At 60.1% G+C, this 25,666-nt stretch carries 24 protein-coding genes; 14 read left to right on the top strand and 10 right to left on the bottom strand.

Going from position 1 to position 25,666, the window contains the following annotated elements; all coding sequences use genetic code 11:
- Positions 1–19 precede the first annotated feature (19 nt).
- Both ACTG2G_RS01425 and ACTG2G_RS01420 read left to right on the top strand, forming a co-directional pair.
- Positions 20–865 carry a DUF5718 family protein gene (locus tag ACTG2G_RS01425; RefSeq protein ID WP_439985084.1) on the top strand — a complete coding sequence of 282 codons (846 nt, stop codon included), beginning with the start codon at positions 20–22 and terminating at the stop codon, positions 863–865.
- 57 nt (positions 866–922) lie between these two features.
- A complete protein-coding gene (locus tag ACTG2G_RS01420; RefSeq protein ID WP_139407810.1) occupies positions 923–1,363 on the top strand; it encodes an acetyltransferase in 441 nt (146 codons plus the stop codon).
- A 78-nt stretch (positions 1,364–1,441) separates the two neighbouring features.
- On the opposite strand, the gene ACTG2G_RS01415 is transcribed toward ACTG2G_RS01420, so the two are convergent.
- The 3 genes from ACTG2G_RS01415 to ACTG2G_RS01405 all read right to left on the bottom strand — a co-directional run bounded on the left by ACTG2G_RS01415 (position 1,442) and on the right by ACTG2G_RS01405 (position 3,510).
- Positions 1,442–1,762: a DUF4377 domain-containing protein gene (locus ACTG2G_RS01415; RefSeq protein WP_005352532.1), complete on the bottom strand. Its 321-nt coding sequence runs from the start codon at positions 1,760–1,762 to the stop codon at positions 1,442–1,444.
- Positions 1,763–1,854: 92 nt separating this feature from the next.
- Complete coding sequence (locus ACTG2G_RS01410; protein WP_040066320.1) at positions 1,855–3,141, bottom strand: citrate synthase; 1,287 nt, start codon at positions 3,139–3,141, stop codon at positions 1,855–1,857.
- Between the two features lie 168 nt (positions 3,142–3,309).
- Positions 3,310–3,510: a hypothetical protein gene (locus tag ACTG2G_RS01405; RefSeq protein WP_124929313.1), complete on the bottom strand. Its 201-nt coding sequence runs from the start codon at positions 3,508–3,510 to the stop codon at positions 3,310–3,312.
- Between the two features lie 64 nt (positions 3,511–3,574).
- Here ACTG2G_RS01405 and sdhC point away from each other — a divergent pair, with 64 nt between their 5' ends.
- From sdhC to ACTG2G_RS01360, 9 genes are all read left to right on the top strand, one after another.
- Positions 3,575–3,952, top strand: coding sequence for a succinate dehydrogenase cytochrome b556 subunit (sdhC, locus tag ACTG2G_RS01400; RefSeq protein ID WP_005333571.1), 378 nt, complete (start codon positions 3,575–3,577; stop codon positions 3,950–3,952).
- Positions 3,946–4,290 carry a succinate dehydrogenase, hydrophobic membrane anchor protein gene (gene sdhD, locus ACTG2G_RS01395; protein WP_005333558.1) on the top strand — a complete coding sequence of 115 codons (345 nt, stop codon included), beginning with the start codon at positions 3,946–3,948 and terminating at the stop codon, positions 4,288–4,290. Before sdhC ends, sdhD begins: the two co-directional genes overlap by 7 nt.
- Position 4,291: 1 nt before the next feature.
- On the top strand, positions 4,292–6,058 hold the full coding sequence (sdhA, locus tag ACTG2G_RS01390; protein WP_439985083.1) for a succinate dehydrogenase flavoprotein subunit: 1,767 nt from the start codon (positions 4,292–4,294) through the stop codon (positions 6,056–6,058).
- Positions 6,059–6,074: 16 nt separating this feature from the next.
- Positions 6,075–6,791, top strand: coding sequence for a succinate dehydrogenase iron-sulfur subunit (locus tag ACTG2G_RS01385; protein ID WP_005333549.1), 717 nt, complete (start codon positions 6,075–6,077; stop codon positions 6,789–6,791).
- Positions 6,792–6,906: 115 nt separating this feature from the next.
- Complete coding sequence (gene sucA / locus ACTG2G_RS01380; protein ID WP_005333548.1) at positions 6,907–9,714, top strand: 2-oxoglutarate dehydrogenase E1 component; 2,808 nt, start codon at positions 6,907–6,909, stop codon at positions 9,712–9,714.
- 35 nt (positions 9,715–9,749) lie between these two features.
- Positions 9,750–10,940: a 2-oxoglutarate dehydrogenase complex dihydrolipoyllysine-residue succinyltransferase gene (gene odhB, locus ACTG2G_RS01375; protein WP_005333546.1), complete on the top strand. Its 1,191-nt coding sequence runs from the start codon at positions 9,750–9,752 to the stop codon at positions 10,938–10,940.
- Positions 10,941–11,111: 171 nt separating this feature from the next.
- A complete protein-coding gene (sucC, locus tag ACTG2G_RS01370; RefSeq protein WP_005346090.1) occupies positions 11,112–12,278 on the top strand; it encodes an ADP-forming succinate--CoA ligase subunit beta in 1,167 nt (388 codons plus the stop codon).
- On the top strand, positions 12,278–13,150 hold the full coding sequence (gene sucD / locus ACTG2G_RS01365) for a succinate--CoA ligase subunit alpha (RefSeq protein WP_005346088.1): 873 nt from the start codon (positions 12,278–12,280) through the stop codon (positions 13,148–13,150). The genes sucC and sucD overlap by 1 nt, the downstream gene beginning before the upstream one ends.
- A 125-nt stretch (positions 13,151–13,275) precedes the next feature.
- On the top strand, positions 13,276–13,743 hold the full coding sequence (locus ACTG2G_RS01360; RefSeq protein ID WP_139444176.1) for a GNAT family N-acetyltransferase: 468 nt from the start codon (positions 13,276–13,278) through the stop codon (positions 13,741–13,743).
- Between the two features lie 571 nt (positions 13,744–14,314).
- On the opposite strand, the gene ACTG2G_RS01355 is transcribed toward ACTG2G_RS01360, so the two are convergent.
- From ACTG2G_RS01355 to phnR, 5 genes are all read right to left on the bottom strand, one after another.
- Positions 14,315–15,721 (bottom strand): FAD-dependent oxidoreductase, encoded by a 1,407-nt coding sequence (locus ACTG2G_RS01355; RefSeq protein WP_439985082.1) that lies wholly within the window; start codon positions 15,719–15,721, stop codon positions 14,315–14,317.
- 18 nt (positions 15,722–15,739) lie between these two features.
- Positions 15,740–17,476 carry a putative 2-aminoethylphosphonate ABC transporter permease subunit gene (locus ACTG2G_RS01350; RefSeq protein ID WP_421311770.1) on the bottom strand — a complete coding sequence of 579 codons (1,737 nt, stop codon included), beginning with the start codon at positions 17,474–17,476 and terminating at the stop codon, positions 15,740–15,742.
- Positions 17,473–18,567, bottom strand: coding sequence for a putative 2-aminoethylphosphonate ABC transporter ATP-binding protein (locus ACTG2G_RS01345; RefSeq protein ID WP_439985081.1), 1,095 nt, complete (start codon positions 18,565–18,567; stop codon positions 17,473–17,475). The genes ACTG2G_RS01350 and ACTG2G_RS01345 overlap by 4 nt, the downstream gene beginning before the upstream one ends.
- A 272-nt stretch (positions 18,568–18,839) precedes the next feature.
- Positions 18,840–19,859: a putative 2-aminoethylphosphonate ABC transporter substrate-binding protein gene (locus ACTG2G_RS01340; protein WP_439985080.1), complete on the bottom strand. Its 1,020-nt coding sequence runs from the start codon at positions 19,857–19,859 to the stop codon at positions 18,840–18,842.
- A gap of 120 nt (positions 19,860–19,979) precedes the next feature.
- Entirely contained in the window at positions 19,980–20,687 is a 708-nt protein-coding gene (gene phnR, locus ACTG2G_RS01335) for a phosphonate utilization transcriptional regulator PhnR (protein WP_439985079.1), read from the bottom strand.
- Positions 20,688–20,940: 253 nt separating this feature from the next.
- On the opposite strand from phnR, the gene phnW reads away from it, so the two are divergent.
- Genes phnW through phnX form a run of 3 tightly spaced genes read left to right on the top strand, consistent with a single transcriptional unit; the run spans position 20,941 to position 24,351 of the window.
- Positions 20,941–22,083, top strand: a complete 1,143-nt coding sequence (phnW, locus tag ACTG2G_RS01330) for a 2-aminoethylphosphonate--pyruvate transaminase (RefSeq protein ID WP_439985077.1) — start codon at positions 20,941–20,943, stop codon at positions 22,081–22,083.
- Complete coding sequence (locus ACTG2G_RS01325) at positions 22,080–23,501, top strand: aspartate aminotransferase family protein (RefSeq protein ID WP_439985075.1); 1,422 nt, start codon at positions 22,080–22,082, stop codon at positions 23,499–23,501. Before phnW ends, ACTG2G_RS01325 begins: the two co-directional genes overlap by 4 nt.
- Positions 23,502–23,511: 10 nt before the next feature.
- Positions 23,512–24,351: a phosphonoacetaldehyde hydrolase gene (gene phnX / locus ACTG2G_RS01320; RefSeq protein ID WP_421387618.1), complete on the top strand. Its 840-nt coding sequence runs from the start codon at positions 23,512–23,514 to the stop codon at positions 24,349–24,351.
- Between the two features lie 97 nt (positions 24,352–24,448).
- Here phnX and ACTG2G_RS01315 read toward each other — a convergent pair whose 3' ends face one another.
- Both ACTG2G_RS01315 and ACTG2G_RS01310 read right to left on the bottom strand, forming a co-directional pair.
- Complete coding sequence (locus ACTG2G_RS01315; RefSeq protein WP_421387617.1) at positions 24,449–24,901, bottom strand: NUDIX hydrolase; 453 nt, start codon at positions 24,899–24,901, stop codon at positions 24,449–24,451.
- A 54-nt stretch (positions 24,902–24,955) separates the two neighbouring features.
- On the bottom strand, positions 24,956–25,585 hold the full coding sequence (locus ACTG2G_RS01310; protein WP_421387616.1) for a DUF2268 domain-containing putative Zn-dependent protease: 630 nt from the start codon (positions 25,583–25,585) through the stop codon (positions 24,956–24,958).
- Positions 25,586–25,666: the final 81 nt, after the last annotated feature.

The following is a 25,666-nucleotide window of genomic DNA, read 5'->3' as shown; positions in this document are numbered from 1 at the left end:
CAAGATGCAGGTGAGCAAGATGCAGATAGCAGCAGAGAGCAAATTTATCGGACTCGGGGTCGCGGGCAATTTCGCCGGTCATCTGGAGCAGGCGGGTGAAGCGTCGGATTTCGTAGCGGTAGTCGTGCGCGATACCACGGCGCCCAAGGCGCTCTTTCCCTTCTTTGTGCCGGGCCATCCGGGTCAGCTCGGGGTATTCCCGTTGAGCGACAAGGCGATCTTCCTGCCGGAAGCGGCGGTCAGCGGTGACTCGAAGGTGCAGATCGAGCCGGAAGTGGCCCTCTGGTGCGAGCTGGAGTATGCCGGCAAGCAGGTGGTGGCGATCCATCCCCGCGCCTTTGGCGCCTATAACGACTGCTCCATCCGTCGTCCCAACGCCAAGAAGATCAGCGAGAAAAAGAACTGGGGCGAAGAGAGCAAGGGGTTGGCGGCCAAGCTGCTGCCGCTTTCCGGTTTTGCCGCCGGTTGCGAGCTCGATGACTATCGCATCGCTTGCTATCTGGAGCGCGATGGCGAGCTGCACGCCTACGGGGTAGACAGCGCAGCCATCGACTACAGCTACTTCCACGGCAAGCTGCTCGACTGGGCCATCGACAAGTTCAATCATCAGCAGGATGAAGGGCCGGCGGAGCACATTCAGGGACTGCTGGCGCAGGCGGGACATCCTCCCCATGCGCTCATCAGTATCGGTGCCACCCGCTATACCCCGTTTGGCGAGACCCACTTCCTCAAACCGGGCGACACCTCCTGCGTAGTGGTCTACCCGGGCAGCCGTTATAGCGAAGCGGATATTCGCGAAGCGATCCGCAGCCGCAACTTTGGCGCTGATATGTCGGTGCTGCTGCAGGCGGTGCAGGCGCGCTAATCACCGTTGCCAGTGGGAAGATGTCTCTTCCCGCTGGTTATCATATCGAGTCATTTCATGACGATTGTTCCGGTATCCCGGGCCGATTATCCGGCCCTGATCGATCTGTGGGAGGCCTCTGTGCGGGCGACCCACCACTTCCTGCCCGAGGCCGAGATCCTCGCGCTTAAACCGCTTATTCTGGAGCACTACTTCGATGCGGTGACACTGCACAGTGCCCGCACAAAAGATGGGCAGATTACGGGTTTTAGCGGAGTGTACGAGGGCAAGCTGGAGATGCTGTTTGTGGCTCCCGAGGCGCGCGGTAGTGGCGTGGGGCGTTTGCTGGTGGCCCATGCCATCACGCAGGGCGGCGCGACGCTGGTTGACGTTAACGAGCAGAACGAACAGGCGGTGGGCTTCTATCTGAAGATGGGATTCACCGTGACGGGTCGCTCGCCACTGGATGGTCAGGGCAAGCCCTATCCGTTGCTGCATATGGCGTTGGCGCCGACCTGATCGTGCCTGATGAGGCGCAGTACCCATAAACCAACGGGGGATGGCATCAGCCATCCCCCGTTTTTTTGATCGTGTTTGTTACTTGCTGGCGACCTTGTTCACCACCTTGATCAGCTGATAGCGCACGGAGGGGGCATCGGCCGGCACATCGGTGAGCTGCTCCTTGCTGACTGTGAGCTGATAGCGATAGCCCGGCTCGAACTGGAAACCTTCAATATTCTGGTAGAACAGCGTCCAGGGCTGCTGCTCGTCACTGCGAACCTGCATGCACTGCATTGGGCCAACTCCGACGCAATCGACCAACTGGCTGTTGATATAGAGGGTCTCCCCCTGTGACGGGGCGGGGGCGCTCTGGCAGGCGGTCAGCAGCAAGGCTGCGCTGATAAACAGTGGTTTCATAATGGACTCCTTAACGCGAAAGGAGGCATTAGAGCGGCAAACAAAAAGGCGGTCAATGACCGCCTTTGTAACAAACCATATCAGCGCAGTGGTTAGCGCTGCTCTAGCGGAGTGAACTCGCGCAGCGGGTGACCCACGTAGAGCTGGCGTGGGCGACCAATCTTGCTGTCCGGGTCTGAGTGGAACTCGTTCCAGTGGGCAATCCAGCCGATGGTGCGGGAGATGGCGAAGATCACGGTGAACATGCTCATCGGGATGCCGATCGCCTTCATGATGATGCCGGAGTAGAAGTCCACGTTCGGGTAGAGTTTCTTCTCGACGAAGTAGGGGTCGGAGAGCGCAATACGCTCCAGCTCCATGGCCACGTCCAGCAGTGGATCCTTGATCTGCAGCTCGGTCAGTACTTCGTGGCAGGTTTCGCGCATCACTGTGGCACGAGGGTCGTGGTTCTTGTAGACACGGTGACCAAAGCCCATCAGACGGAACGGATCATTCTTGTCCTTGGCCTTGGCGATGTACTCGGGGATGCGATCCACCGAGCCGATCTCTTCCAGCATGCGCAGGCAGGCTTCGTTGGCACCACCGTGGGCCGGTCCCCACAGGGAGGCGATCCCCGCGGCGATACAGGCGAACGGGTTGGCACCGGAGGATCCAGCCAGACGAACGGTGGAAGTGGAGGCGTTCTGCTCGTGATCCGCATGGAGGGTAAAGATACGATCCATGGCGCGTTCAACGATGGGGTTGACCTTGTACTCTTCGGTCGGCACGCCAAACATCATGTGCAGGAAGTTACCGGCATAGGAGAGGGCGTTACGCGGCTGCATGAACGGCTGGCCGATGGAGTACTTGTAACACATGGCTGCCAGAGTCGGCATCTTGGAGAGCAGACGGAAGGCACAGATCTCGCGATGCTGCTCGTTGTTGATGTCGAGGGCATCGTGATAGAAGGCGGAGAGGGCGCTGACTACACCGCACATGATGGCCATGGGGTGGGAGTCACGACGGAAGCCGCGGAAGAAGAAGGCGATCTGCTCGTGCACCATGGTGTGGCGGGTGACCAGGCGTTCGAATTCGGCATATTGGGCCTTGGTCGGCGCTTCGCCGTACAGCAGGATATAGCAGACTTCCAGATAGGTGGCCTGGGTGGCCAACTGGGCGATGGGGTAACCACGGTGCAGCAAGACACCCTGATCCCCGTCAATGTAGGTAATGGCAGATTTGCAAGAACCGGTGGCCATAAAACCGGGGTCAAAGGTGAAATACCCCTGTGATCCCAATTTTCTGACATCGATGACATCCGGGCCGATGGTGCCGGAGAGGATCGGCAGGTCGACCGGATCTTTTCCGGGCAGGTGTAGGGTGGCTATCTTATCAGCCATAGCACGTCTCCTTTGCTCTTTATAATTTGGTTCCAGTCCTACTCTATTACGACTTTTATGACGCTGGCAAAGGTTGTTACCCATACCGAAGTGGCTGGAGCGCCTTATTTGAAACAGAGTTCCTTATCAATGTCAATTTTGCTGGAACCCCATTAATGAAATGTTAAATTAAATATGCGATCGAGTTTGCGGTTTTGTGTTTTCTTTGTAGCTAATTGATTGTCTTCGGTTAAGGCCGCCGATATACTGCGCCACGTGGGTCATGGCTGCGGGTGTTTGAAACGCTTTGGCAAAGCCTGATGTGAAACCGAAAACTCGCGTTTTGGCTTTTTCAGAGTGTTTTGGTAACAAAAAACCAACAATCACCATTCCGTGCCCTCAAGTGTGAGTTAAAACAATAACTAACGTGCTCAATGGAGCTGAGTGGGCAAGCGTGAAAAACAAACAGAGACCGGTCAACCTCGACCTACAGACGATCAGCTTTCCTGTCACTGCCATTGCATCCATCCTGCACCGTGTTTCAGGGGTCATTACCTTTGTTGCACTGGGCATCTTGCTGTGGATGCTTGGTACTTCACTCGCCTCTCCTGAAGGGTTTGAAACCGTGGTTGCCATCATGGACAACTTCCTGGTCAAACTCGTGCTGTGGGGGATCCTGACTGCGCTGGCATACCACATTGTGGGCGGCTTGCGTCATCTGGTCATGGATATGGGCTATTGGGAAGAGCTGGAATCCGGCAATCAGAGCGCCCGCGTGGCCTTCGTGATCACCGCGATCCTGGCTGTATTGGCGGGAGTGCTTGTATGGTAACCAATTCTGCAACCTTCGGGCGCAGCGGCGTTCACGATTACATCCTGATCCGTGCCACCGCCCTCATCATGACCTGTTATGTCCTCTATCTGGTGGGCTTTGTCGCGTTCAACGACATTACCTACGAGGTGTGGGCAGGCTTCTTCGCCAAAACATTCACCAAGGTATTCACCCTGTTGACCCTGCTCTGCGTACTGATCCACGCCTGGATTGGTCTGTGGCAGGTGCTGACTGACTATATCAAGCCGGTAGGGCTGCGCGGGGCGCTGCAATTTGCCCTGGTCGTGGTGCTGTTTGTCTATCTGATGACGGGTTTCGTCGTGCTGTGGGGTGTGTAAGGTGACTATTCCAACTCGTGAATTTGATGCGGTGGTGATTGGTGCCGGTGGTGCCGGTATGCGCGCCGCGCTGCAGATTGCCCAGTCCGGCAAGAGCTGCGCTCTGTTGTCCAAGGTTTTTCCAACCCGTTCTCACACTGTCTCCGCCCAGGGCGGGATCACGGTTGCGCTGGGCAATGCCCACGATGACAACTGGCAGTGGCATATGTATGACACGGTAAAAGGTTCCGATTACATCGGTGATCAGGAAGCCATCGAGTACATGTGCAAAACCGGTCCCGAGGCTATCTATGAGCTGGAGAACATGGGGCTGCCCTTCTCCCGTTTCGATAACGGGTCTGTCTACCAGCGTCCGTTTGGTGGTCAGTCCAAGAATTTCGGTGGCGAGCAGGCTGCCCGTACTGCCGCTGCGGCCGACCGTACCGGTCACGCCTTGCTGCACACCCTCTATCAGCAGAACGTCAAGAACAAGACCACCGTCTTCTCCGAGTGGTATGCGCTGGATCTGGTGAAAAACCAGGATGGCCATGTGGTGGGTTGTACCGCCATCGATATGGAGAGCGGTGAAGTGGTCTACTTCAAGGCCAAGGCTACCGTGCTGGCGACTGGCGGTGCCGGTCGTATCTACCAGTCCACCACCAATGCCCACATCAACACAGGTGACGGTGTCGGCATGGCGCTGCGTGCCGGCGTCGGCGTGCAGGACATGGAGATGTGGCAGTTCCACCCGACCGGCATCGCCGGGGCTGGAGTGCTGGTAACCGAAGGCTGCCGTGGTGAAGGTGGCTATCTGCTCAATAAAGATGGCGAGCGCTTCATGGAGCGTTACGCCCCGAACGCCAAGGACTTGGCCGGTCGCGACGTGGTGGCTCGCTCCATCATGATCGAGATCCGTGAAGGCCGTGGCTGCGACGGTCCCTGGGGCCCGCACATCAAGCTGAAGCTGGATCACCTCGGCAAAGAGGTGCTGGAATCCCGTCTGCCGGGCATCTGCGAGCTCTCTCGCACCTTCGCCCACGTGGATCCGGTCAAAGAGCCGATCCCGATCATCCCGACCTGCCACTACATGATGGGCGGCGTGCCGACCAACGTGAATGGCCAGTGCCTGACCCAGGACAAGAACGGCAACGATGTACCGGTGGTCGGTCTGTTTGCGGTGGGCGAGATTGCCTGCGTCTCCGTGCACGGCGCCAACCGTCTGGGTGGCAACTCCCTGCTGGATCTGGTGGTCTTCGGCCGCGCTGCTGGCATGCATCTGGTCAACACTCTGGGCGAGATGGCGCACGGCCGCGATGCTTCCGAGTCGGATCTGGATGCCGCACTGGCCCGCTTCAACCGCTGGGAAAATTGCCGTGACGGGGAAGACCCGGTGCAGATCCGCAAAGACCTACAGCGCTGCATGCAGAACAACTTCTCCGTATTCCGCGAAGGTGCGGCGATGGCAGAAGGGTTGGCCGAGCTCAAGGTTATCCGCGAACGCCTCAAGTCAGCCCGTCTGGATGACACCTCCAAAGAGTTCAACACCCAGCGCATCGAGTGCCTGGAGCTGGACAACCTGATGGAGACGGCCTTTGCCACGGCGGTTGCCGCCAACTTCCGTACCGAGAGTCGCGGTGCTCACTGCCGCTTCGACTTCCCGGATCGCGACGATGAGAACTGGCTGTGCCACAGCCTCTATCATCCGGACACTGAGTCCATGACCCGTCGCGCTGTCAACATGTCACCCAAGACCCGTGAGGCGTTCCCGCCCAAGGTCCGGACTTACTGATTGCGGAGCCAGCCCTATGAACGTCACATTCTCTGTCTACAGATACAATCCGGATGTTGATAACGTCCCCCATATGAAGGAATATCGTCTTGATATTCCTGAAGGTTCCGACATGATGGTGCTCGACGCACTGATCCAGTTGAAAGAGCTGGATCCCACGCTCGCCTTCCGCCGCTCTTGCCGCGAAGGGGTCTGTGGATCAGACGGTCTCAACATGAATGGCAAGAACGGTCTTGCCTGTATCACCCCGCTCTCCGACCTGCTGAAGAAGGGCAATAACGTCGTTATCCGCCCCTTGCCCGGCCTGCCGGTGATCCGTGATCTGGTGATCGACATGACCCAGTTCTACACCCAGTGGGAGAAGGTCAAACCCTTCCTCATCAATGATGACAAGTTGCCGCCGGTGCGTGAGCACCTGCAATCCCCCGAAGAGCGCGCCAAGCTTGACGGCCTGTACGAGTGCATTCTCTGTGCCTGCTGCTCCACTTCGTGCCCCTCCTTCTGGTGGAATCCCGACAAGTTCATCGGTCCGGCCGGGCTGCTCGCCGCCTACCGCTGGCTGGCTGACAGCCGCGACACCGCGACCACCGAACGACTGGGGAATCTGGACGACGCATTCAGCGTGTTCCGCTGCCATGGCATCATGAACTGCGTGAACGTCTGTCCGAAAGGCTTGAACCCGACCAAGGCGATTGGCCAGATCAAGTCGATGTTGCTCAATCGGGCTGTTTAGTATCAGGGCCGGCCAGGTGCTGGCCCGACCTCTGGATAGCCATCCCACCCGTGGCAGGATGGCTATTTGACCCCTACAAGCTGCGCAGCAGTAACAAGAAGTACAAGGGATAGAAATGCATAACGGCGTGATGAAGGCCTGGTTGGAGTCATCTCACCTGGCTGGTGCGAATGCAAGCTATATCGAGGATTTGTACGAATCCTTCCTGGAAAATCCTGACTCCGTGTCCGACGAGTGGCGCAGCCTGTTTAGCGAGCTGCCCCAGGTCAATGGCCATGCGGTTGAACAACCCCACTCCCAGGTCCGCGATTATTTCCGTCGTCTGGCCAAGGATCCCTCTCGCTACAGTGCCCCCGTCTCCGATCCGCAAGTGGATGCCAAGCAGGTGCGGGTATTGCAGCTGATCAACGCCTTCCGTTTCCGTGGTCACCAGAATGCCAATCTGGACCCGCTGGGCCTGTGGCAGCGTGAAACCGTTGCCGAACTGGATCCTGCGTTCCACAACCTGCAGGGCGCAGATATGGAGGCCACCTTCAATGTGGGCTCCTACGCCATCGGTCGCGAGACCATGGTGCTCTCCGACCTCTACGCCTCGCTGAAGAAGACCTATTGCGGCTCTATCGGCGCCGACTACATGCACCTCACCTCCACGGAAGAGAAGCGCTGGCTGCAACAGCGTCTCGAATCCATTGAAGGGAAGGGGAGTTACACCCTCGAAGAGAAGACCCGTTTCCTCGAGAGCCTGACCGCCGCCGAAGGGCTGGAGAAATATCTGGGTGCCAAGTTCCCGGGTGCCAAGCGCTTCTCGTTGGAAGGTGGCGACGCCATGATCCCCATGCTCAAGGAGCTGATCCGTCGCGCCGGTGAGCAGGGCTGCAAAGAGGCCGTTATCGGTATGGCCCACCGCGGTCGTCTCAACGTGCTGATCAACGTGCTCGGTAAACGGGCGCAGGACCTGTTCGACGAGTTTGCCGGCAAGCATGGCGAATCCTGGGGTACCGGTGATGTGAAGTACCACATGGGCTTCTCCTCCGACTTCGCCACCCCGGGTGGCAACGTCCACCTGGCGTTGGCGTTCAACCCCTCTCACCTCGAGATCGTCAACCCTGTGGTCATCGGCTCGGTCCGTGCCCGCATGGATCGTCGCGGTGACAAGGATGGTTCCAGCGTGTTGCCCATTACCATTCACGGTGACTCGGCCATGGCCGGTCAGGGCGTGGTGGCCGAGACCTTCAACATGTCCCAGACCCGTGCCTATGGTGTCGGCGGGACGGTGCGCATCGTCATCAACAACCAGGTTGGTTTCACCACCTCCTATATCCGTGACCTGCGCTCCACCGAATATTGCACCGACATCGCCAAGGCGGTGCAGGCGCCGGTGCTGCACGTCAACGGGGATGATCCGGAGGCTGTGGTGCTGGTGACCCAGATTGCACTGGATTACCGCAACACCTTCAAACGCGACGTGGTGATCGAGCTGGTCTGCTACCGTCGTCACGGTCACAACGAAGCTGACGAGCCGAGCGCCACCCAGCCATTGATGTACCAGAAGATCAAGCAGCACCCTACCCCGCGCAAGATCTACGCCGATCAGCTGGTGGCCGAGGGGAGCCTCGCTCAGGAGCGGGCGACCGAACTGGTCAACGAGTATCGCGAAGCGCTGGATCGCGGCGAGCGGGTGAGCAAGGAGTGGCGGCCGATGGAGCTGCACTCCGTCGACTGGACGCCGTATCTGGGCCACGACTGGAACATGGCCTATGAGAGTGCCGTGCCGATGGATCACCTCAAGAGCCTCGGCGAACGGGTGAGCCAGTATCCGGCGACCCACGTGCTGCAGCGTCAGGTCGAGAAGATTTACGAAGACCGCCGTCTGATGGCCGCTGGCGAGAAGCTGGTGGATTGGGGCTTTGCCGAGACCCTGGCCTACGCCACCCTGGTGGACAAGGGGTCCCGCATCCGCTTTACCGGTGAAGACTCCGGTCGTGGCACCTTCTTCCACCGCCACGCCGTACTCCACAGCCAGACCGATGCCAGCACCTATACCCCGCTGTGCAACCTGCACGACGAGCAAGGCCCGTTCGAGGTGTATGACTCTGTGCTGACCGAGAACGCGGTTCTGGCCTTTGAATATGGCTACGCCAGCGCCGAGCCGGCTGGCCTCACCATCTGGGAAGCCCAGTTCGGCGATTTCGCCAACTGTGCCCAGGTGGTGGTGGATCAGTTCCTCTCCTCCGGTGAGCAGAAGTGGGGCCGGATGTGCGGCCTGACCATGTTGCTGCCGCACGGTTACGAGGGGCAGGGGCCGGAGCACTCCTCCGCCCGTCTGGAGCGTTATCTGCAGATGTGCGCCCAGCACAACATGCAGGTGTGCGTGCCCTCTACCCCGGCGCAGGTGTTCCATATGCTGCGTCGTCAGGTGGTACGTCCGATGCGCCGTCCGCTCATCGTGATGACCCCCAAATCCCTGTTGCGCCACCCGTTGGCGGTGAGCAAGCTTGAAGAGCTGGCGGAAGGTACCTTCCAGAACGCCATCGGCGAGATCGATGCGCTGGATCCGAAAGCGGTCAAGCGGGTGGTCTTCTGCTCCGGCAAGGTCTACTACGACCTGCTCGATGCCCGTCGCAAGGCCGAGCAGCAAGATGTGGCTCTGGTGCGAATTGAGCAGCTCTACCCCTTCCCGGAAGAGGAAGTGCGCGCCATTCTGGCCGATTACAGCCATGTCACCGACTTTGTCTGGTGTCAGGAAGAGCCGCAGAACCAGGGCGCCTGGTACTGCACCCGTCACCACTACGATGGCGTGCTGCCAGCCGGAGCCACCCTGCGTTATGCCGGTCGCCCCGCGTCAGCCTCACCGGCCGTCGGTTACATGTCTGTCCACGCCAAGCAGCAAAAAGCCTTGGTGGAAGATGCCCTTACCCTGTAAAGCCTCTGGCATAGAAGTAAAAAGGAACTGATTGGATGACTATCGAAATCAAGGTACCGGATCTGCCGGAATCAGTGGCCGATGCCACTATCGCCACCTGGCACAAAAAACCTGGCGATCTGGTCGCCCGTGACGAAGTGTTGGTCGACATCGAGACCGACAAGGTGGTGCTGGAAGTGCCGGCACCGCAAGCCGGTGTGCTGGGGGATATTCTGCAAGGGGAAGGGGCGACAGTGTTGTCCCGTCAACTGATTGCCATCCTCACCGCCGCCCCGGTGGCCGGTGAAGAGACCAAAGAGAAACCCGCCGAAGCGGTTGCCGATGATGGTGCCGATGGCTTGAGCCCCTCGGTGCGCCGCCTGATTGGCGAGCACGACATCGACGTGACCAAGCTGACCGGTACCGGCAAGGGCGGTCGTATCACCAAGGATGATGTGGAAGCCTTCATCAAGGCCAAGAGCCAGCCTGCGGCAGCCGCACCGGTCGCAACTGCAGCCCCGGCAGCCAAGGTTGCCCCGCTGGGTGGTCGCACCGACAAGCGGGTACCGATGACCCGTCTGCGTAAGCGCATCGCCGAGCGTCTGCTGGAAGCGAAAAATACCACCGCCATGCTGACCACCTTCAACGAGGTCAACATGAAGCCCATCATGGATCTGCGCAAGCAGTACGGCGAGATCTTCGAGAAGAAGCACGGCATCAAGCTCGGCTTTATGTCCTTCTACGTGAAGGCGGTGGTGGAGTCCCTCAAGCGCTATCCGGAAGTGAACGCGGCGCTCGATGGTGATGACGTGGTTTACCACAACTACTTCGACGTCAGCATCGCCGTCTCGACCCCCCGTGGTCTGGTGACGCCGGTGCTGCGCGACTGCGACAACATGAGCCTGGCGGACATCGAGAAGGCCATCAAGGATCTGGCGGGCAAGGGCCGTGACGGCAAGCTGACCGTGGATGAACTGACTGGCGGCAACTTCACCATCACCAACGGTGGCGTGTTCGGCTCCCTGATGTCCACCCCGATCATCAACCCGCCCCAGAGCGCCATTCTGGGCATGCACAAGATCCAGGATCGCCCGATGGCCGTTGACGGCAAGGTCGAGATCCTGCCGATGATGTATCTGGCGCTCTCCTACGATCACCGTCTCATCGACGGGCGCGAATCGGTAGGCTTCCTGGTCTCCGTCAAGGAGCTCTTGGAAGACCCGACCCGTCTGTTGCTGGACGTCTAAGCCTGTGGCACCCGGGCAAGGGGTTTGCGCCCCGAGCCGAACGTGCTGCTGGACGTTTGAGTAATACCCGAGCGATTGAAAGATAACGAGGGGCCGCCCAGGCCCCCACTCACAGGGGATTGAGAAACACGAGCCCCGGACGGAAATACCTACAACACGGATAGAGCATCTATGAATCTGCATGAATATCAGGCAAAACAGCTGTTTGCCGAGTATGGCCTGCCGGTCTCCGAAGGTTATGCCTGTGCTACCCCGCAGGAAGCGGCCGAAGCAGCCGACAAGATTGGCGGCAATACCTGGGTGGTGAAATGCCAGGTACACGCCGGTGGCCGCGGTAAAGCGGGCGGCGTGAAAGTGGCCAAGAGCAAGGATGAGATCCGTGCCTTCGCCCAGAACTGGCTGGGCAAGAATCTGGTGACCTACCAGACTGACGCCAACGGCCAGCCGGTCACCAAGATCCTGGTTGAATCCTGCACCGACATCGCCAAAGAGCTCTACCTGGGCGCCGTGGTTGACCGTGGCTCCCGTCGCGTGGTCTTCATGGCCTCGACCGAAGGTGGTGTGGACATCGAGAAGATCGCCCACGAAACCCCTCATCTGATCCACAAGGCCACCCTGGATCCGCTGGTTGGCCCGCAGCCCTATCAGGCCCGCGAGCTGGCCTTCAAACTGGGTCTGGTCGGCGATCAGATCAAACAGTTCACCAAGATCTTCATGGGTCTGGGCCAGATGTTCCTCGACTGCGACTTCGCGCTGCTGGAGATCAACCCGCTGGTGATCACCGCGCAGGGCAACCTGCACTGCCTGGATGGCAAGATCAACATCGACGCCAACGCCCTCTATCGCCAGCCCAAGCTGCGCGAGATGCACGACCCGTCGCAGGATGACCCCCGCGAAGCGCACGCTGCCCAGTGGGAGCTCAACTATGTGGCCCTCGATGGCAACATCGGCTGCATGGTCAACGGCGCGGGTCTGGCCATGGGCACCATGGATATCGTCAACCTGCACGGCGGCAAGCCGGCCAACTTCCTTGACGTCGGCGGCGGCGCCACCAAGGAGCGCGTAACCGAGGCGTTCAAGATCATCCTCTCCGACAGCAACGTCAAAGCGGTGCTGGTCAACATCTTTGGCGGCATCGTGCGCTGCGACATGATCGCGGAAGGCATCATAGGTGCGGTCAAGGAAGTGGGGGTCAAGGTGCCCGTCGTGGTCCGTCTGGAAGGCAACAACGCCGAGCTGGGTGGTATCAAGCTGGCCGAGAGCGGCCTCAACATCATTGCGGCCAAGAGTCTGACCGATGCCGCGCAGCAAGTCGTCAAAGCAGCGGAGGCCAACTGATGAGCGTACTGATCAACAAGGACACCCGAGTCATCTGCCAGGGTTTCACCGGCGGTCAGGGTACTTTCCACTCCGAGCAGGCGCTCTCTTACGGCACCCAGCTGGTCGGCGGCGTCTCCCCGGGCAAGGGCGGCACCACCCATCTGGGCCTGCCGGTGTTCAACACCGTCCGTGACGCAGTCGAAGCGACCGGCGCCACCGCCACCGTCATCTATGTTCCGGCACCGTTCTGCAAGGACGCGATCCTGGAAGCGATCGATGCGGGCATCAAGCTGATTGTCACCATCACCGAAGGCATCCCGACGCTGGATATGCTGGACGTCAAAGTGAAGCTGCAAGAGACCGGCGTGCGGATGATCGGCCCCAACTGCCCGGGCGTTATTACTCCGGGTGAGTGCAAGATCGGTATCATGCCGGGCCACATTCACAAACCGGGCAAGGTGGGCATCGTCTCCCGCTCCGGCACCCTGACCTACGAAGCGGTCAAGCAGACCACTGACGAGGGCTTTGGCCAGTCCACCTGCGTCGGTATCGGTGGCGACCCCATCCCGGGTTCCAACTTTATCGACATTCTGGAAATGTTCCAGAACGACCCGCAGACCGAAGCGATCGTGATGATCGGCGAGATCGGCGGCAACGCCGAGGAGGACGCGGCTGCCTATATCAAGGCCCACGTCACCAAGCCGGTGGTCTCCTATATCGCCGGTGTTACTGCCCCTCCCGGCAAGCGGATGGGCCACGCTGGCGCCATCATCTCCGGTGGCAAGGGTACTGCCGCCGAGAAGTTTGCCGCGCTGGAAGATGCTGGCGTGAAAACCGTCCGCTCCTTGGCCGATATCGGCAAGGCCCTGCGCGAAGTGACCGGCTGGTAAGTTAGCCTGTTATCTCAGATAGCAAAATGCCGCCCTTTGGGGCGGCATTTTTATTTCTAATGATTTGACATCATAATTCATTATCGAGAATCTAATAATATTTTGTATCTTGTCACAGAGGATATATGGAAATTTCATTGCTTGCGGATCATCCGCATGATGTATCGACGATAGTTGGCTGGTATTTCGATGAGTGGGCCTCTCAGGTGCCCGGCGTTACGAAAGAGATGGTACGTAAAAGGGTTGAAGTCAAAGCCTTGAATAGAAATATCCCTTTTAGCCTGGTCGCGCATGACGATAGCGAACTGGTTGGAACATTGGAACTGAAAATCCAGGAAAATAAAAACTACCCTGAATATGAATTCTGGGTTGGTGGTATCTATGTTCCAGCGCCGCACCGCAGAAAAGGCATCGCCAAAAAAATGATTAATGTCGCCAAGGATATGGCCGTTTCCCGTGGTGTTGCGACACTCTACTTACAGTGCGAAACACATAACGTTGACTTCTATCGTCAGCAAGGCTTCAACGCAATACATAAATCAACCCACGGTCACTGGGAAACGACCATCATGGTATGGCACGCGGTTGTATAAACATGGTTGAAAAGGTAGGTCGCTGGATGGGTGACATTTGGCCTACCTGATTGAGAGAGTTTGCCGTGATTGGTTATTCGTATTGAATGGTTATTAGGCTACAAGAAGCCTGCGCTTGATAGCGTATTGTTCGAGTCGATATTGTGATTCACCACGGAAGTTTCCCTGTTTCCAAGCAAATAAAATCCCGTAAATTAACATCATCACGTTCGATCATGTCAACCATCTCGTATGTTGGGCTAAAAAGGTAGGTTGGTGCTGAACGAAGTGAAGCCCAACGTTTGTACCGTGAAATATGCTTGTCAATCTGTTTACTGCTCTGCCACATCCTCGTTTATCCCGCTCTGGTTGACGTAATCATGCTCGCCTGTTGGGCTTCGCTACGCTCTGCGCCAACCTACAAATCACGCTATCTCAACCCTGCCGCCGCTGGGGCCCATCAGCGGATCACGCTTGGCGATAATGCTCCCTCAGATTTCACCTGTAAAAATGCCGACCCTCGGGTCGGCATTTTCAAGAAATAGGGTGTGGGGCGAAACAGTATGAGAAATGGTTGCCCTCTATCGCCGGGCTATTTATCCGCCTTGCCCGCTGCATCGGCAAGTTTGGCCAGCTGTTTGTCATACCAGGCCACCGGGCGGTTTTCATCTTCCGCCCGCTCCTTGCGCCGGATGGCGTTGCGCACCGCCATGGCGCCCAGCCAGCGGAATGGCTCTGGCGGAAAGTAGCCGCGCGGGCCGCTTACCAGCGAGCATTCACGCCACGGTTTGTCCTCCTCCCGCACCTCGTCTCTTACTAGGGCCGCCAGTACTTGACCGCCCATCCAGCTCTGCGCCACCCCGTTGCCGGAGTAGCCGAGGCCATAGACAATATTGGGCTGCCCTCGCCAGTGGCCGAAGAAGGGGAGGCCATCCACCGAGCGGTCGGAGGCGCCGCACCAGCTGGCGGCGATGGGCACCTCTTTAAGCGCCGGAAAGAAGCGGTGCATGGTGCGGGTGAGGGGGGCAAGATAACGGCTCGGCGCATTGAACTCGGCCAGATGGCGGTTGGCAAAGGCGAAGGTGTTGCCCCCCTTGCCCAGCATCAGCCGCCCTTGCGGGGTGGAGCGGTAGTAGTGGACAAAGGTGCGGCCATCCACCACGGAGCGGCCGTGCTCAAGCTGCTGGGCAGCCAGTGCATCCGGCGCGGGGTCGGTGATCACCATATCGGAGGAGACCAGCACTATGCTGCGGCTAAACTCGCGAAAGTGCTGCACCATAGCGCTGTTGAGGGCCAGCACCACCTTGCGGGCACGCACCTCGCCCTGTGGCGTTTGCACCCGCGCAGGCTGGCCCGCCTCAAGGCGCTGCATGGGGGAGTGCTCATAGACCTCGACCCCCAGTTCCCGCGCTACCCGCAGCAGGCCGCGCACCAAGAGCGCCGGTTGCACCGAACCGGCGTGGGGGCTGTAGAGCCCCTCCAGATGAACGTGGGAACCGCTCTGGCTCGCCAGTTTATCCTCTTCAATCACTTGCCACTGGTTAAGGTCTGCGCGTTTGAGTTCCTGCAATACCGGCTCCATCAGGCCGCGCTGGGCCTCGCTGGTGGCGGTGTAGCAGGTGCCCTCGACCCGCAACTCTGCCTCTATGTTGTGCTGCTCGCAGAAGCGGGCGATCTCGTGCACCGCCTGCTCGGATCTTTGCACCAGCCAGGCGGCCTGCTGCTCGCCAAAGAGGCGCCTTAACGTCAAATACTTCGCCGACCAGGTGAGCAGGCAGCCGCCGTTGCGCCCGGAGGCGCCGCTGCCGCAGCGATCTTTTTCCAGCACTATGACGTGCAGGTGGGGCTCGGCCTGTTTAAGGGCGATGGCGCTCCACAGCCCGGTAAAGCCGCCACCGACGATGCAGACATCGGCCTCGTGGTGGCCGACTAGGGGCGTGGGCGGTGTGGGCTGTTCGGCGGCGAGCGCTTCGGCCAGCCAGAAGGGGAGAGTGGACATGATGACTCCTCGATAAGGTTATTGGTGGCGCCAGCGCTGGGTGCGATCCAGCAGGGCGCGACTTAAAAAGAGCTGGAGCAGCTTGACGGTGGCGGCGGCCAGCAGGATCAGGGTGGCCATGGCGGCGGCTGCGGCGGTATCGCCGGAATCCTCCATATTGAGCACGGCGATGGAGGCGAGCACGCTGTCGCTCGAATAGAGGAAGATCACCGCCGAGGTGGTGGTCATGGCGTTGACGAACAGATAGATAAAGATTTCCAAGAGCGCTGGCAGGGAGGCGGGCAGGGTGACTCGCCAAAACGCCTTCCAGAGCGGAATGCGCAATGAGATGGCCACCAGCTCCAGCTCCTTGGGCAACTGCTTGAGGCTGGTCAGCGCCGTCATATGGCCCACGGTGTAGTAGTGGATGACGCAGGAGAGCACCATCAGCGGCAGAGTGCCATAGAGGCTGCCAAAGAGCGGATTGCCGTTGAAAAAGAAGATGTAACCCAGCCCCAGCACCATGCCGGGTACTGCCAGCGACAGCATGGCGAGCAGATGCAGCAGTTGGCGCAGCGGCGCGAAGTGGCGCCCCTTCTCCTGTGCCCAGGCTAGCACCATCACCAGCACGGTACCGATAAGCGCGGTATAGAGGCCCAGCTGCAAGGTGTTGGTAAAGGGCTGCCAGCCATAGACGCTGTTGCTGTCAAAGGCGTAGTGATCCAGCGTCAGCCCGAGGTTGTAGGGCCAGAACTGCACCAGCGAACCGTAAACGGCCATCCCCACCAGCGCCAGAAACAGCAGGGCCCAGAGGGTACACCAGCCGAGCGCCAGCAGATCCCGCAGCCGATGGGGTTTGGGTTGATAGGGCACCGCCTTGGTGCTGCTCTGCTCCTGCATCTTGCTGCGCACTCTGTGCTCCAGCGCAAAGCTCAACAGTGCCGGCAGCAGCAGAGTGACGCTGGCAACGGCGCCGAGGGAGAAGTTCTGCATCCCGATCACCTGCCGGTAGATATCGGTAGCCAGCACGCTGTACTGGCCACCAATCACCTTGGCTACCCCGAAGTCGCAGATGGTGAGGGTGAAGACCGCGATGGCGGCGCTGAGCAGGCCATAACGGGCGGTAGGCAGGGTGACGGTGACAAAGGTGCGCCAGCCGCTGCTGCCGAGCACCCGGGAGGCTTCATAGAGGCGGGCATCGCTCTGACCGAGCGCCGTGATAAGGATCATCAGGGCGTGGGGGAAGCACCAGAAGCCCAGACCGATGACGATGCCTATGGGGCCGTAGATGCTCTCGCCGCCGAGCAGCCCCTTGGCGATCCCCTGATTGCCAAACCAGTAGACCAGACTGATGGCGGGCAACAGGGAGGGCATCAACAGCGGGATCAAACCGATGAGGCGAAACAGGCTCTTGCCCGGCATACAGGTGCGGGTGAGGGCGTAGGCGTAGCCAAAGGCGATGGTCACCACCAGCGCGGTGATCAGCACCCCGAGCCAGAGGGTGTTGCCGATGGTGCGCCCCAGATGAGGGGAGTCAAAGTAGGCGCTGAAGTTGGCAAGGCCCACCCAGATGCCGTTCTCATCTTGCAGGCTCTTTTGCAGCATGGTGAGCAACGGCAGCAGCAGACCGCCGGTGAGCAGGGCAATGCCGAGCACCAGCAGGATCAGTTGCAGCAGCTGATCCCGGCTCCAGCCGCGACAAAGCCGCTGCCAGCGGGCGTCTTGCCGGGTTGTCGCTGGTGGCAGCAGGGAAGAGGTCGCAAAGGGGGCAGTCATGGGCGATCTCCTTCAAACAGCTGCATCGCTCCGGCGGGCCAGTGCAGCGAGCAGCGCATGCCGCTGCGCCAGCCACCCTGTTCGTGGCGGGGCAGCTCGTGGGTCGGGCGCTCCACCAGGATCTGCTGCGGGCCCAGATAGGTGTCGGCGGTGCAGATAAGACGCTGGGCGGCGCCGAGAAACTCCACCTGATCGATGGTTGCTTCAACGCCATGTTGACCAAGATACGGCTCGCTCGGCGCGCTTAGCGTGATAGCCTCGGGGCGGATCGCCACCTGCAATTTGCTGCCGGCCGCGGCCTGATTGGCGAGTTGCAACGGTTGTTCGTTGAGGCGCACCTGATTGGGGCTCAGCACCAGGGTGTCGAGGAAGTTCATGGTGCCGACAAAGCTTGCCACGAAACGGCTGGCAGGCTGGTGGTAGATCTCCTGCGGGGTGCCCACCTGTACGATGCGGCCGCCCTCCATCACCACGATGCGATCGGCCATGGTCAGCGCCTCTTCCTGATCGTGGGTCACCATGATGGTGGTGATGCCAAGGCGCTGCTGCAGGGCGCGGATCTCGCTGCGAAGATGGGTGCGCACCAGCGCATCCAGCGCGCTGAGCGGTTCGTCCAGCAGCAGCAGGCCGGGGGAGAGGGCCAAGGCCCGGGCCAGCGCCACTCGCTGCTGCTGGCCGCCGGAGATCTGGCTCGGGTATTTGTGGGACTGGGCAGTGAGATCCACCAGCCCCAGCCAGTGATCGACCCGTTCCTTGATGAGATCCCGCGCCAGCCCCTGATTCTCAAGGCCGAAGGCGATGTTCTGGGCCACCGTCAGGTTGGGGAAGAGAGCATAGGACTGAAACACGATGCCAAAATCGCGCTCCTGGGGCGGTAGGCGGGAGATATTGCGCCCCCCTTGCCAGATCTCGCCGCTGTCCGGCAGATCCAGTCCGGCGATGGCTCTGAGCAGAGTGGTCTTGCCGCAGCCGGAGGGGCCGAGAAAGCAGATAAACTCCCCCGGCTCAATGGTCAGAGAGATCCCTTTAAGGGCCTGAAAAGCACCGAACTGCTTGTTGAGATGTTGAATGTCCAGATAGGGCTGGGTCATGGTTCGACTCGCTACTGATTTGGTATATACCAGTTTGCGGGTGAAGTGTGACGGTCAGGTGATCGGGGGATGACAGCTTGATGACAGTCAAATGACATCTGGTCGCCAGCAAGTGGCTGGGCACTGTGCGAATGGACTAAGCATCGCTAATTGAAGGCAATACACACTCGGGAAGTTAAAACCAAAAAGCGAAGGCCAACAGCTGTTGGCCTTCGACTGGCAGTTTATTGGCGGCGGTGTGTCTGGCGTGAACAAACCGCCGCCCTTCACGCTTACTGCTTGGCTTCGGTCTTACCGTCGAAGCTGGCGCTCCACTGGGCCAGGATAGCGTTACGCTCGCGGGCTGCCCAGCTAAAGTCGTTGTCGATCATCTGGCCTTTGATATCCGCCGGATAGCCCGCTCTCGGTTGGGCTACATCGGGGATGGCGACCACGGCGAACGACTTGTTGTAGAGGGCGTTGGCCTGTTCGGTGGCGGCAAAGTCGAGCAGCTGTTTGGCGGCTTCCAGCTTGGGGGTGTCCTTGATGATAGCGGCAGCTTCCATATCCCAGCCCGACCCCTCTTTCGGGAACACCACTTCGATGGGGGCACCCTTGGCCTTGAGGCTGGTGGCCGGGAAGTCGAAGGAGATACCGATCACCGTCTCGCCGCTGGCGGCCAGCTTGCAGGGGGCGGAGCCCGAGTGGGTGTAACGGTCGATGTTCTGGTGCAGGCCGTTCATGAATTGCCAGCCCTGCTGCTCGCCCATGGTCTGCAGCCAGCCCGCAACGCTCAGGTAACCGGTGCCGGAGGAGCTGGGGTTGGGCATGATCACCTTGCCCTTGTAGATGGGCTTGGTGAGGTCGGCCCAGCTGGTGGGGGCCGGGATCCCCTGTTTTTCTGCCTCTACCTTGTTGAAGCAGATGGCACTGAAGAAGGCGTCCAGACCGATCCAGTGCGGCTCGGCCTTACTGTCGCGAAAGCGGCTGTCGAGCTTATCCAGCCCTTTCGGTGCATAGGCATTGAGCATCTGCTGCTGATCGAGCTGCATCAGGCTGGTCGCCGCCAGTCCCCATACCACATCCGCTTTGGGCTGGGCTTTTTCTGCCAGCAAGCGGGCGGTGACCACGCCGGTGGAGTCACGCACCCACTTGATGTTGATGTCCGGATGCTGGCGTTCGAACGCGGTTTTCAGCTCGTTGAGCTGCTCCGGTTCGAAGGCGGTGTAGACGGTGAGATCGGTTGCGGCCAGTGCCGGGGCTGTCATGGCAGCCAGCACGGCGGTGGCCAGCAGATGGGTTCCCTGTTTCATCCTCTTCTCCAGTTAAATTGGTTTGGTATAAACCAGATTGGTCGAGAGAGAGGCTAGGGGATCTTTATGACGTGACCGTGACAGCCCCGTGACGTTTTGCCGTTCCTGATTTGTTCGTGACTAATCCTGGGTATCCACCTCGATCTCCAGACTGTCGTGACGCCAGTACTCCAGATCGAAGTCGAGCACCCGGCCGTGCTGATCGAAGTTGAGTCGCTCAAGGCGCAGGGCGGGCAGACCGGCAGTGGCTCCCAGCGCCTTGGCCACCTCGTCCGGCAGGGCGGTGGGGAAGAAGCGCACCTGCATGCGGGCGTAGTGAAGATCGTAATGGGCCTGGTAGATCTCGGTCAGACTGCCGTTGAGATCCAGCTCCAGCAGGCCGGGCACTCGCTCTGGCAGGCAGTGGTTCTCGCAGTAGCAGATGGCGCGCTCGTTGGCATAGCGCAGCCGTTTGAGCAGAAACAGGCTGTCGAACGGCTTGAGCTGCAACTGCGCCATCAACGCAGGCGGCACTGCTTGGCGGCTTTTCTCCAGCAGCTCGGTGCGCGGCTCGCCCCCTTGCTCCCGCACTATCTGGTGAAAGTTGGAGGTGCGTCTGGGGTTCAAGCGAAAGCGCGGCGGAGTGACGAACCAGCCGCGGCGATCCTCCCGATAGATAAGGCCGTTTGCCTCCAGCTGCACCAGTGCCTCGCGAATGGTAACCCGGGTGGTGCCATAGAGTTCCCCCAGCAGCCGCTCGGAGGGGAGCTTGTCGTTGGGGGCCAGACCCCCCGCCAGGATCTGGTTGGCGAGGGCATCCTTGATCTGCAGATATTGCGGTTTGCTCATGAAAATCCCTGGTTTTGCAATGAGTTGGGCAATGGGCTGGGCACAGGGCAGGTCATCTGCCCGGTCGTTACACGGCAACATCAACATGCGTTGGTAGATACCAGTAGCGCCCCTGCTGTTCAGGCTTCCTAGATTATCGCGATCCCGGCGCTGAAAATGAATTTTTTGTTGCACGTAGCCACACCCCTTTGACCTTGGCGGGGCAGTTACCCACAATGCGCTCATTCTGGTATATACCAAAAGGAGCGAAGTCATGACCCATATTCCTGCGGCCCCCGCCGCCGTCGATTACCTGCTGCTGACCCCGGGCCCCCTCTCGACCACCGCCACGGTGCGCGCCGCCATGCTGCAAGACAGCTGTACCTGGGATGCGGACTACAACCAGGGCGTGGTGGAGCCCATCCGCCGCGAGCTGGTGCGCCTCGCCACCGGTCCGGAATATGAAAGTGACTACAGCGCTGTGCTGCTGCAGGGGAGTGGCAGCTATGTGGTGGAGAGCGTGCTGGGCTCGGCGATCGGCGTTGATGAGTGTCTGCTGATCATCAACAACGGCGCCTACGGTGCCCGCATGGGGGAGATGGCCCGCTGCCTTGGCCTGCGCCACCATGAGTTGGACTGCGGCGAGACCACCCGCCCCGAACCCGCCGCCATCGAGGCGATGCTGGCGCGCCACCCCGAGATCACCCATCTGGCTATGGTGCACTGCGAGACCACCACCGGTATGCTCAACCCCCTTGAGGAGGTGGCTGAGCTCTGCCAGCGCCGCGGCATCCGCCTGATTGTCGATGCCATGAGCAGCTTTGGTGGTATCCCAATCGACATGGGGCGCCTTGGCATCGAGTTTCTTATCAGCTCTGCCAACAAGTGCATTCAGGGGGTACCGGGCTTTGGCTTCGTCATCGCTCGCCGCGCCGCGCTGGCGGCCTGCGCCGGTCGCGCCCGCTCGGTCTCCCTCGACCTGCATGCCCAGTGGCAGACCATGGAGCAGCAGGGAGGCAAGTGGCGCTTTACCTCGCCCACCCATACCGTGCTCGCCTTTGCCCAGGCCCTGCGCGAGCTGGACGAGGAGGGGGGCATCGCCGCCCGCCATCAGCGTTACAGTGAAAATCAGCGCACGCTGGTGGTGGGGATGGCTGCGTTTGGCTTTGCGCCGCTGCTGCCAGAGCAGTGGCAATCCCCCATCATCACCGCCTTTTACTCTCCGGCCCACCCTGACTATCGCTTCGCCGATTTCTACCAGCGGCTCAAGGCGCAGGGCTTTGTCATCTATCCGGGCAAGGTCTCCCAAGCCGATTGCTTCCGTATCGGCAATATCGGTGATGTGACCCCGGGGCGGGTGCGCGATCTGCTCGCCGCCATGGCCAGCGCCTGCTACTGGCAAGGGGACGCGCGATGACCAGCATGCTGGCTCAGGGTCGTGATCTGCGTGGCCGCGATTTGCATGACCATAAGCTGCACGGCAGCGGCCGCGCCGACAGCGAAGGGGATATCAACCTTGGCGAGGGGCGGGCGCGCTGGTGGGCGGGCCAGAGCAAAGATGTGCAGGCCGGATTGGCGGAGGATAGCCGCTACTTTTTCCATCAGGCGCTCTCCACCCCCTGTCTCGATCTGCTTGAGCGCGCGCAGGGGAGCTGGCTGACCAGCGTATCGGGCAAGCGTTACCTCGATTTTCACGGCAACAGCGTTCATCAGCTGGGCCACGGTCACCCCAGGGTGGTGGCCGCGGTGCAGCAGCAACTCGCCGATCTGCCGTTTGCGCCCCGCCGCTACACCCATCAGGTCGCCATCGATTGTGCCCGCACCTTGGCCGAGCTGGCCCCCGGCAATCTTAACCGGGTGCTGTTCGCCCCCGGTGGCAGCGAGGTGGTGGGGATTGCCCTGAAGCTTGCCCGCTTTATCACCGGCAACAGCAAGGTGGTGTCCCTGTGGGATGCCTTTCACGGCGCCTCCCTCGATGCCATCTCGGTCGGTGGCGAGGCCTGTTTTCGCGCCGGTATGGGCCCGCTGATGGCCGGAGTGGAGCGCATTCCGCCTCCCACCCGTTATCGCGGCGTCTGGTATCGCGGGGAAGGGGATGACCTGCACTACGCCGATTATCTGGAGTACGTCATCGAGAAGGAGGGAGGAATAGGCGCCTTTATCGCCGAACCTATCCGCAATACCGATGTACAGGTGCCCTCGAAGGCCTACTGGCAGCGGGTGCGGGAGATCTGCGATCGCCACAAGGTGCTGTTGATCGTCGACGAGATCCCCAATGCCCTGGGTCGCACCGGCCACTGGTTCAGCTTTGAAGAGTTCGGCATTGAGCCCGACATCATCTGTCTGGGCAAGGGGCTGGGGGGCGGGGTGGTGCCGTTTGCAGCGCTCATCACCCGCGACCGTTTCAATCAGGCTGCAGCTATTTCGCTCGGTCACTACACCCACGAGAAGAGCCCTATCGGCTGCGCGGCGGCCCTCGCTACCATCGCGACCATCCGTGAAGAGGGATTGCTGGCAAAAGCGCAGGAGGATGGCCGCTTTATGGCGGCCGAGCTCGGCAAGTTGGCTGAGCGTCACCCGCTGATCGGGCAGGTGCGCGGTATCGGTTTGCTCTGGGCGCTCGATCTGGTGGTCGATCATCAGAGTCGCACCCGCAATAGCCAGGCCGCCGAGCGGCTGCTCTACTGCTGTCTGGAGCTGGGGCTCAGCTTCAAGGTCTCCCAGGGCAACGTTATCCAGCTCTCGCCGCCGCTCAATATCGCCCGCGCCGATCTGGTGCGCGCCATCACCATTCTCGATCGCGCCCTCGGCGAGATCGCACTTTCACCGAAATAGGAACACCACCATGACTGACTTGCAGATTGCTGTAGACCCGACCACCGACGTAGAGGCGCTGATCCTCGACTGGGCTGGCACCGTCGTTGATTTCGGCTCCTTCGCCCCCACCTCCATCTTCGTCGAGGCCTTCGCCCGCGCCTATGACTTCCCCGTGACTCTGGACGAAGCACGCCAGCCCATGGGCCTTGGCAAGTGGGATCATATCGCCGCGCTGGGCCGTTTGCCCTCGGTGGATGCGCGCTGGCAGGCCCGCTTTGGCCACCCCATGAGCCACGCCGAGGTGGACCACATTTATCACACCTTTATGCCGCTGCAGATTGCCGCCGTGACCCGCTTTGCCGCCCCCATCCCCGGTGTGCTGCCGGTGCTGGATGCTCTGCGGGGGCAGGGGATGAAAATCGGCTCCTGCTCCGGTTACCCCCGTCCGGTGATGGAGGCGCTGGTACCTGCTGCGGCCGATCACGGCTACCGCCCGGATCACTGGGTCGCCACCGACGATCTCAAGGCAGGTGGTCGCCCCGGCCCCTGGATGGCGCTGGCCAACGTGATTGAGCTCGGAGTAAGCGCGGTGCATCGCTGCATCAAGGTGGATGACGCCGTACCGGGTATCAGCGAAGGGCTTAGCGCGGGCATGTGGACGGTGGGATTGTCGGTTTCCGGCAACGAATTTGGTGCCACCTGGGACGAGTTTGCCGCCATGAGCGAGGCGGAGATCGCCGCCCGGCGCGCACCGGCCGAGGCCAAACTGCGGGCGGCGGGGGCACACTATGTGATTGATACCCTGGCCGACATTGCCCCGGTTATCGGCGATATCAACCGCCGTCTGGCCGCTGGCGAGCGGCCGTAGGCCATCTGCTTGGGCTAACAAAAGCGCTTGGCTGGCTTTAGATGCAACACGCCCCCATCCGGGGGCGTGTTGCATTTACAGGGGAAGCCGTGCGCGGTCAGCGGATATCGACCCGCATCAGGGGAGAGGGGGCGTTGTCGACAAAGTGGTGCCAGATATGGTCGTAGAGCGCCTTCTGGCCGGGGAAACTCACCAGCGCCTTGGCCTCGGCCAGAGAACACCAGCGATATTCGGTGTGCTCGTCGTTGAGGGTCACCGCCTGATTGGCCGGGCAATAGACCACAAAGACCGGCACCACCTCCACCGTATTCAAGCTCGCCTCGTAAAACTGCTCCAGATACTGGCCGTTGTAGAGCTCGGTGACCTTGATCCCCGTCTCTTCGCCAAACTCCCGAATAATGGTCTGCCAGCCGGTTTCACCCGCCTCCACCGTGCCCGCCACATGGCACCAGAAGCCCCCCTTGACCCGTTTCATCACCAGCAATCTGGTTTCGCCATCGACAGTGGTAAGGGCAACGCCGGAGACGGCCTTGCAGCGAATGGGGAGCATGATCTTCTCTCCGGATTTGGGCTCTGTGATAGCCACGAACAGTATGAAGGCGTGTTAATTGAAATACGCTTCGGCGGGTAGACCCATGACCTCTATTTCATTCAGTCCATTTTTGGCCAGATAGTTGGTCACCAGATTGAACCCCACCCAGTAACCGGCATATTTGGGAAATGGCCGGTTATCACGGCAGTAAAAAAAGTCTAAATAGTTGAACTGCTTGCTGGATAGATGGGGCGTCATCTCTGCCAGGAGCGATTGCCAGTCATGGTGATGAGACTCCTTGAACAGCGAGGGGAGGGTGCCACCATTGAACCTCTGCTCAAAGTAGCAGGCCAGTCCTTCAAAAATCAGGTTTTCGGCCAGTGTTTCTGCTTCCACCTTATTCTTCTTTTGCACGATATGGTGGACTTCGTGGGCCAGCACGGCAGGCAATTCGGTGATGATCAGCTCTTTGATATCAGGCCGTTCCAGATCAAGCTGGAGTTCTATTCGATACATGTTGATGGCCCAGCCACCGATACCCGAGTCGGGAGCATCCCCCTCGGCAAAAGGGCTGAAGGTGACATCCAGTTGGGAGAGATCGAACAAGGCATTCAATTTGTGCGCCGTCTCGGCAAAAACGTGCCTAATGGTGTCATCGAGCCCATCGAATTTACCCGAGTCGTTTAACAGGGTGAGTTGCATCCAGACATCCTTGTCTATTGAAAGAGAGTGCTGAGCCACTTGCGTGGTCGCGGCGCCATATCACCACGATTACCCTCCTTC

The sequence above is a fragment of the Aeromonas sp. 55A genome (assembly GCF_051919665.1).
GTDB classification, from domain to species: domain Bacteria; phylum Pseudomonadota; class Gammaproteobacteria; order Enterobacterales; family Aeromonadaceae; genus Aeromonas; species Aeromonas veronii.
This window is presented reverse-complemented; position numbering and strand designations above follow the sequence as displayed.

Coding starts and splice junctions, on each gene's coding strand:
- sucD (WP_005346088.1), top strand. CDS start 12,278: ATGAGCGTACTGATCAACAAGGACACCCGAGTCATCTGCCAGGGTTTC.
- sucA (WP_005333548.1), top strand. CDS start 6,907: ATGCATAACGGCGTGATGAAGGCCTGGTTGGAGTCATCTCACCTGGCT.
- ACTG2G_RS01345 (WP_439985081.1), bottom strand. CDS start 18,567: ATGACCCAGCCCTATCTGGACATTCAACATCTCAACAAGCAGTTCGGT.
- ACTG2G_RS01310 (WP_421387616.1), bottom strand. CDS start 25,585: ATGCAACTCACCCTGTTAAACGACTCGGGTAAATTCGATGGGCTCGAT.
- ACTG2G_RS01415 (WP_005352532.1), bottom strand. CDS start 1,762: ATGAAACCACTGTTTATCAGCGCAGCCTTGCTGCTGACCGCCTGCCAG.
- ACTG2G_RS01420 (WP_139407810.1), top strand. CDS start 923: ATGACGATTGTTCCGGTATCCCGGGCCGATTATCCGGCCCTGATCGAT.
- phnR (WP_439985079.1), bottom strand. CDS start 20,687: ATGAGCAAACCGCAATATCTGCAGATCAAGGATGCCCTCGCCAACCAG.
- ACTG2G_RS01385 (WP_005333549.1), top strand. CDS start 6,075: ATGAACGTCACATTCTCTGTCTACAGATACAATCCGGATGTTGATAAC.
- ACTG2G_RS01325 (WP_439985075.1), top strand. CDS start 22,080: ATGACCAGCATGCTGGCTCAGGGTCGTGATCTGCGTGGCCGCGATTTG.
- sucC (WP_005346090.1), top strand. CDS start 11,112: ATGAATCTGCATGAATATCAGGCAAAACAGCTGTTTGCCGAGTATGGC.
- ACTG2G_RS01405 (WP_124929313.1), bottom strand. CDS start 3,510: ATGGTGATTGTTGGTTTTTTGTTACCAAAACACTCTGAAAAAGCCAAA.
- ACTG2G_RS01340 (WP_439985080.1), bottom strand. CDS start 19,859: ATGAAACAGGGAACCCATCTGCTGGCCACCGCCGTGCTGGCTGCCATG.
- ACTG2G_RS01355 (WP_439985082.1), bottom strand. CDS start 15,721: ATGTCCACTCTCCCCTTCTGGCTGGCCGAAGCGCTCGCCGCCGAACAG.
- phnX (WP_421387618.1), top strand. CDS start 23,512: ATGACTGACTTGCAGATTGCTGTAGACCCGACCACCGACGTAGAGGCG.
- ACTG2G_RS01410 (WP_040066320.1), bottom strand. CDS start 3,141: ATGGCTGATAAGATAGCCACCCTACACCTGCCCGGAAAAGATCCGGTC.
- phnW (WP_439985077.1), top strand. CDS start 20,941: ATGACCCATATTCCTGCGGCCCCCGCCGCCGTCGATTACCTGCTGCTG.
- ACTG2G_RS01360 (WP_139444176.1), top strand. CDS start 13,276: ATGGAAATTTCATTGCTTGCGGATCATCCGCATGATGTATCGACGATA.
- ACTG2G_RS01315 (WP_421387617.1), bottom strand. CDS start 24,901: ATGCTCCCCATTCGCTGCAAGGCCGTCTCCGGCGTTGCCCTTACCACT.
- sdhD (WP_005333558.1), top strand. CDS start 3,946: ATGGTAACCAATTCTGCAACCTTCGGGCGCAGCGGCGTTCACGATTAC.
- ACTG2G_RS01425 (WP_439985084.1), top strand. CDS start 20: ATGCAGATAGCAGCAGAGAGCAAATTTATCGGACTCGGGGTCGCGGGC.
- ACTG2G_RS01350 (WP_421311770.1), bottom strand. CDS start 17,476: ATGACTGCCCCCTTTGCGACCTCTTCCCTGCTGCCACCAGCGACAACC.
- odhB (WP_005333546.1), top strand. CDS start 9,750: ATGACTATCGAAATCAAGGTACCGGATCTGCCGGAATCAGTGGCCGAT.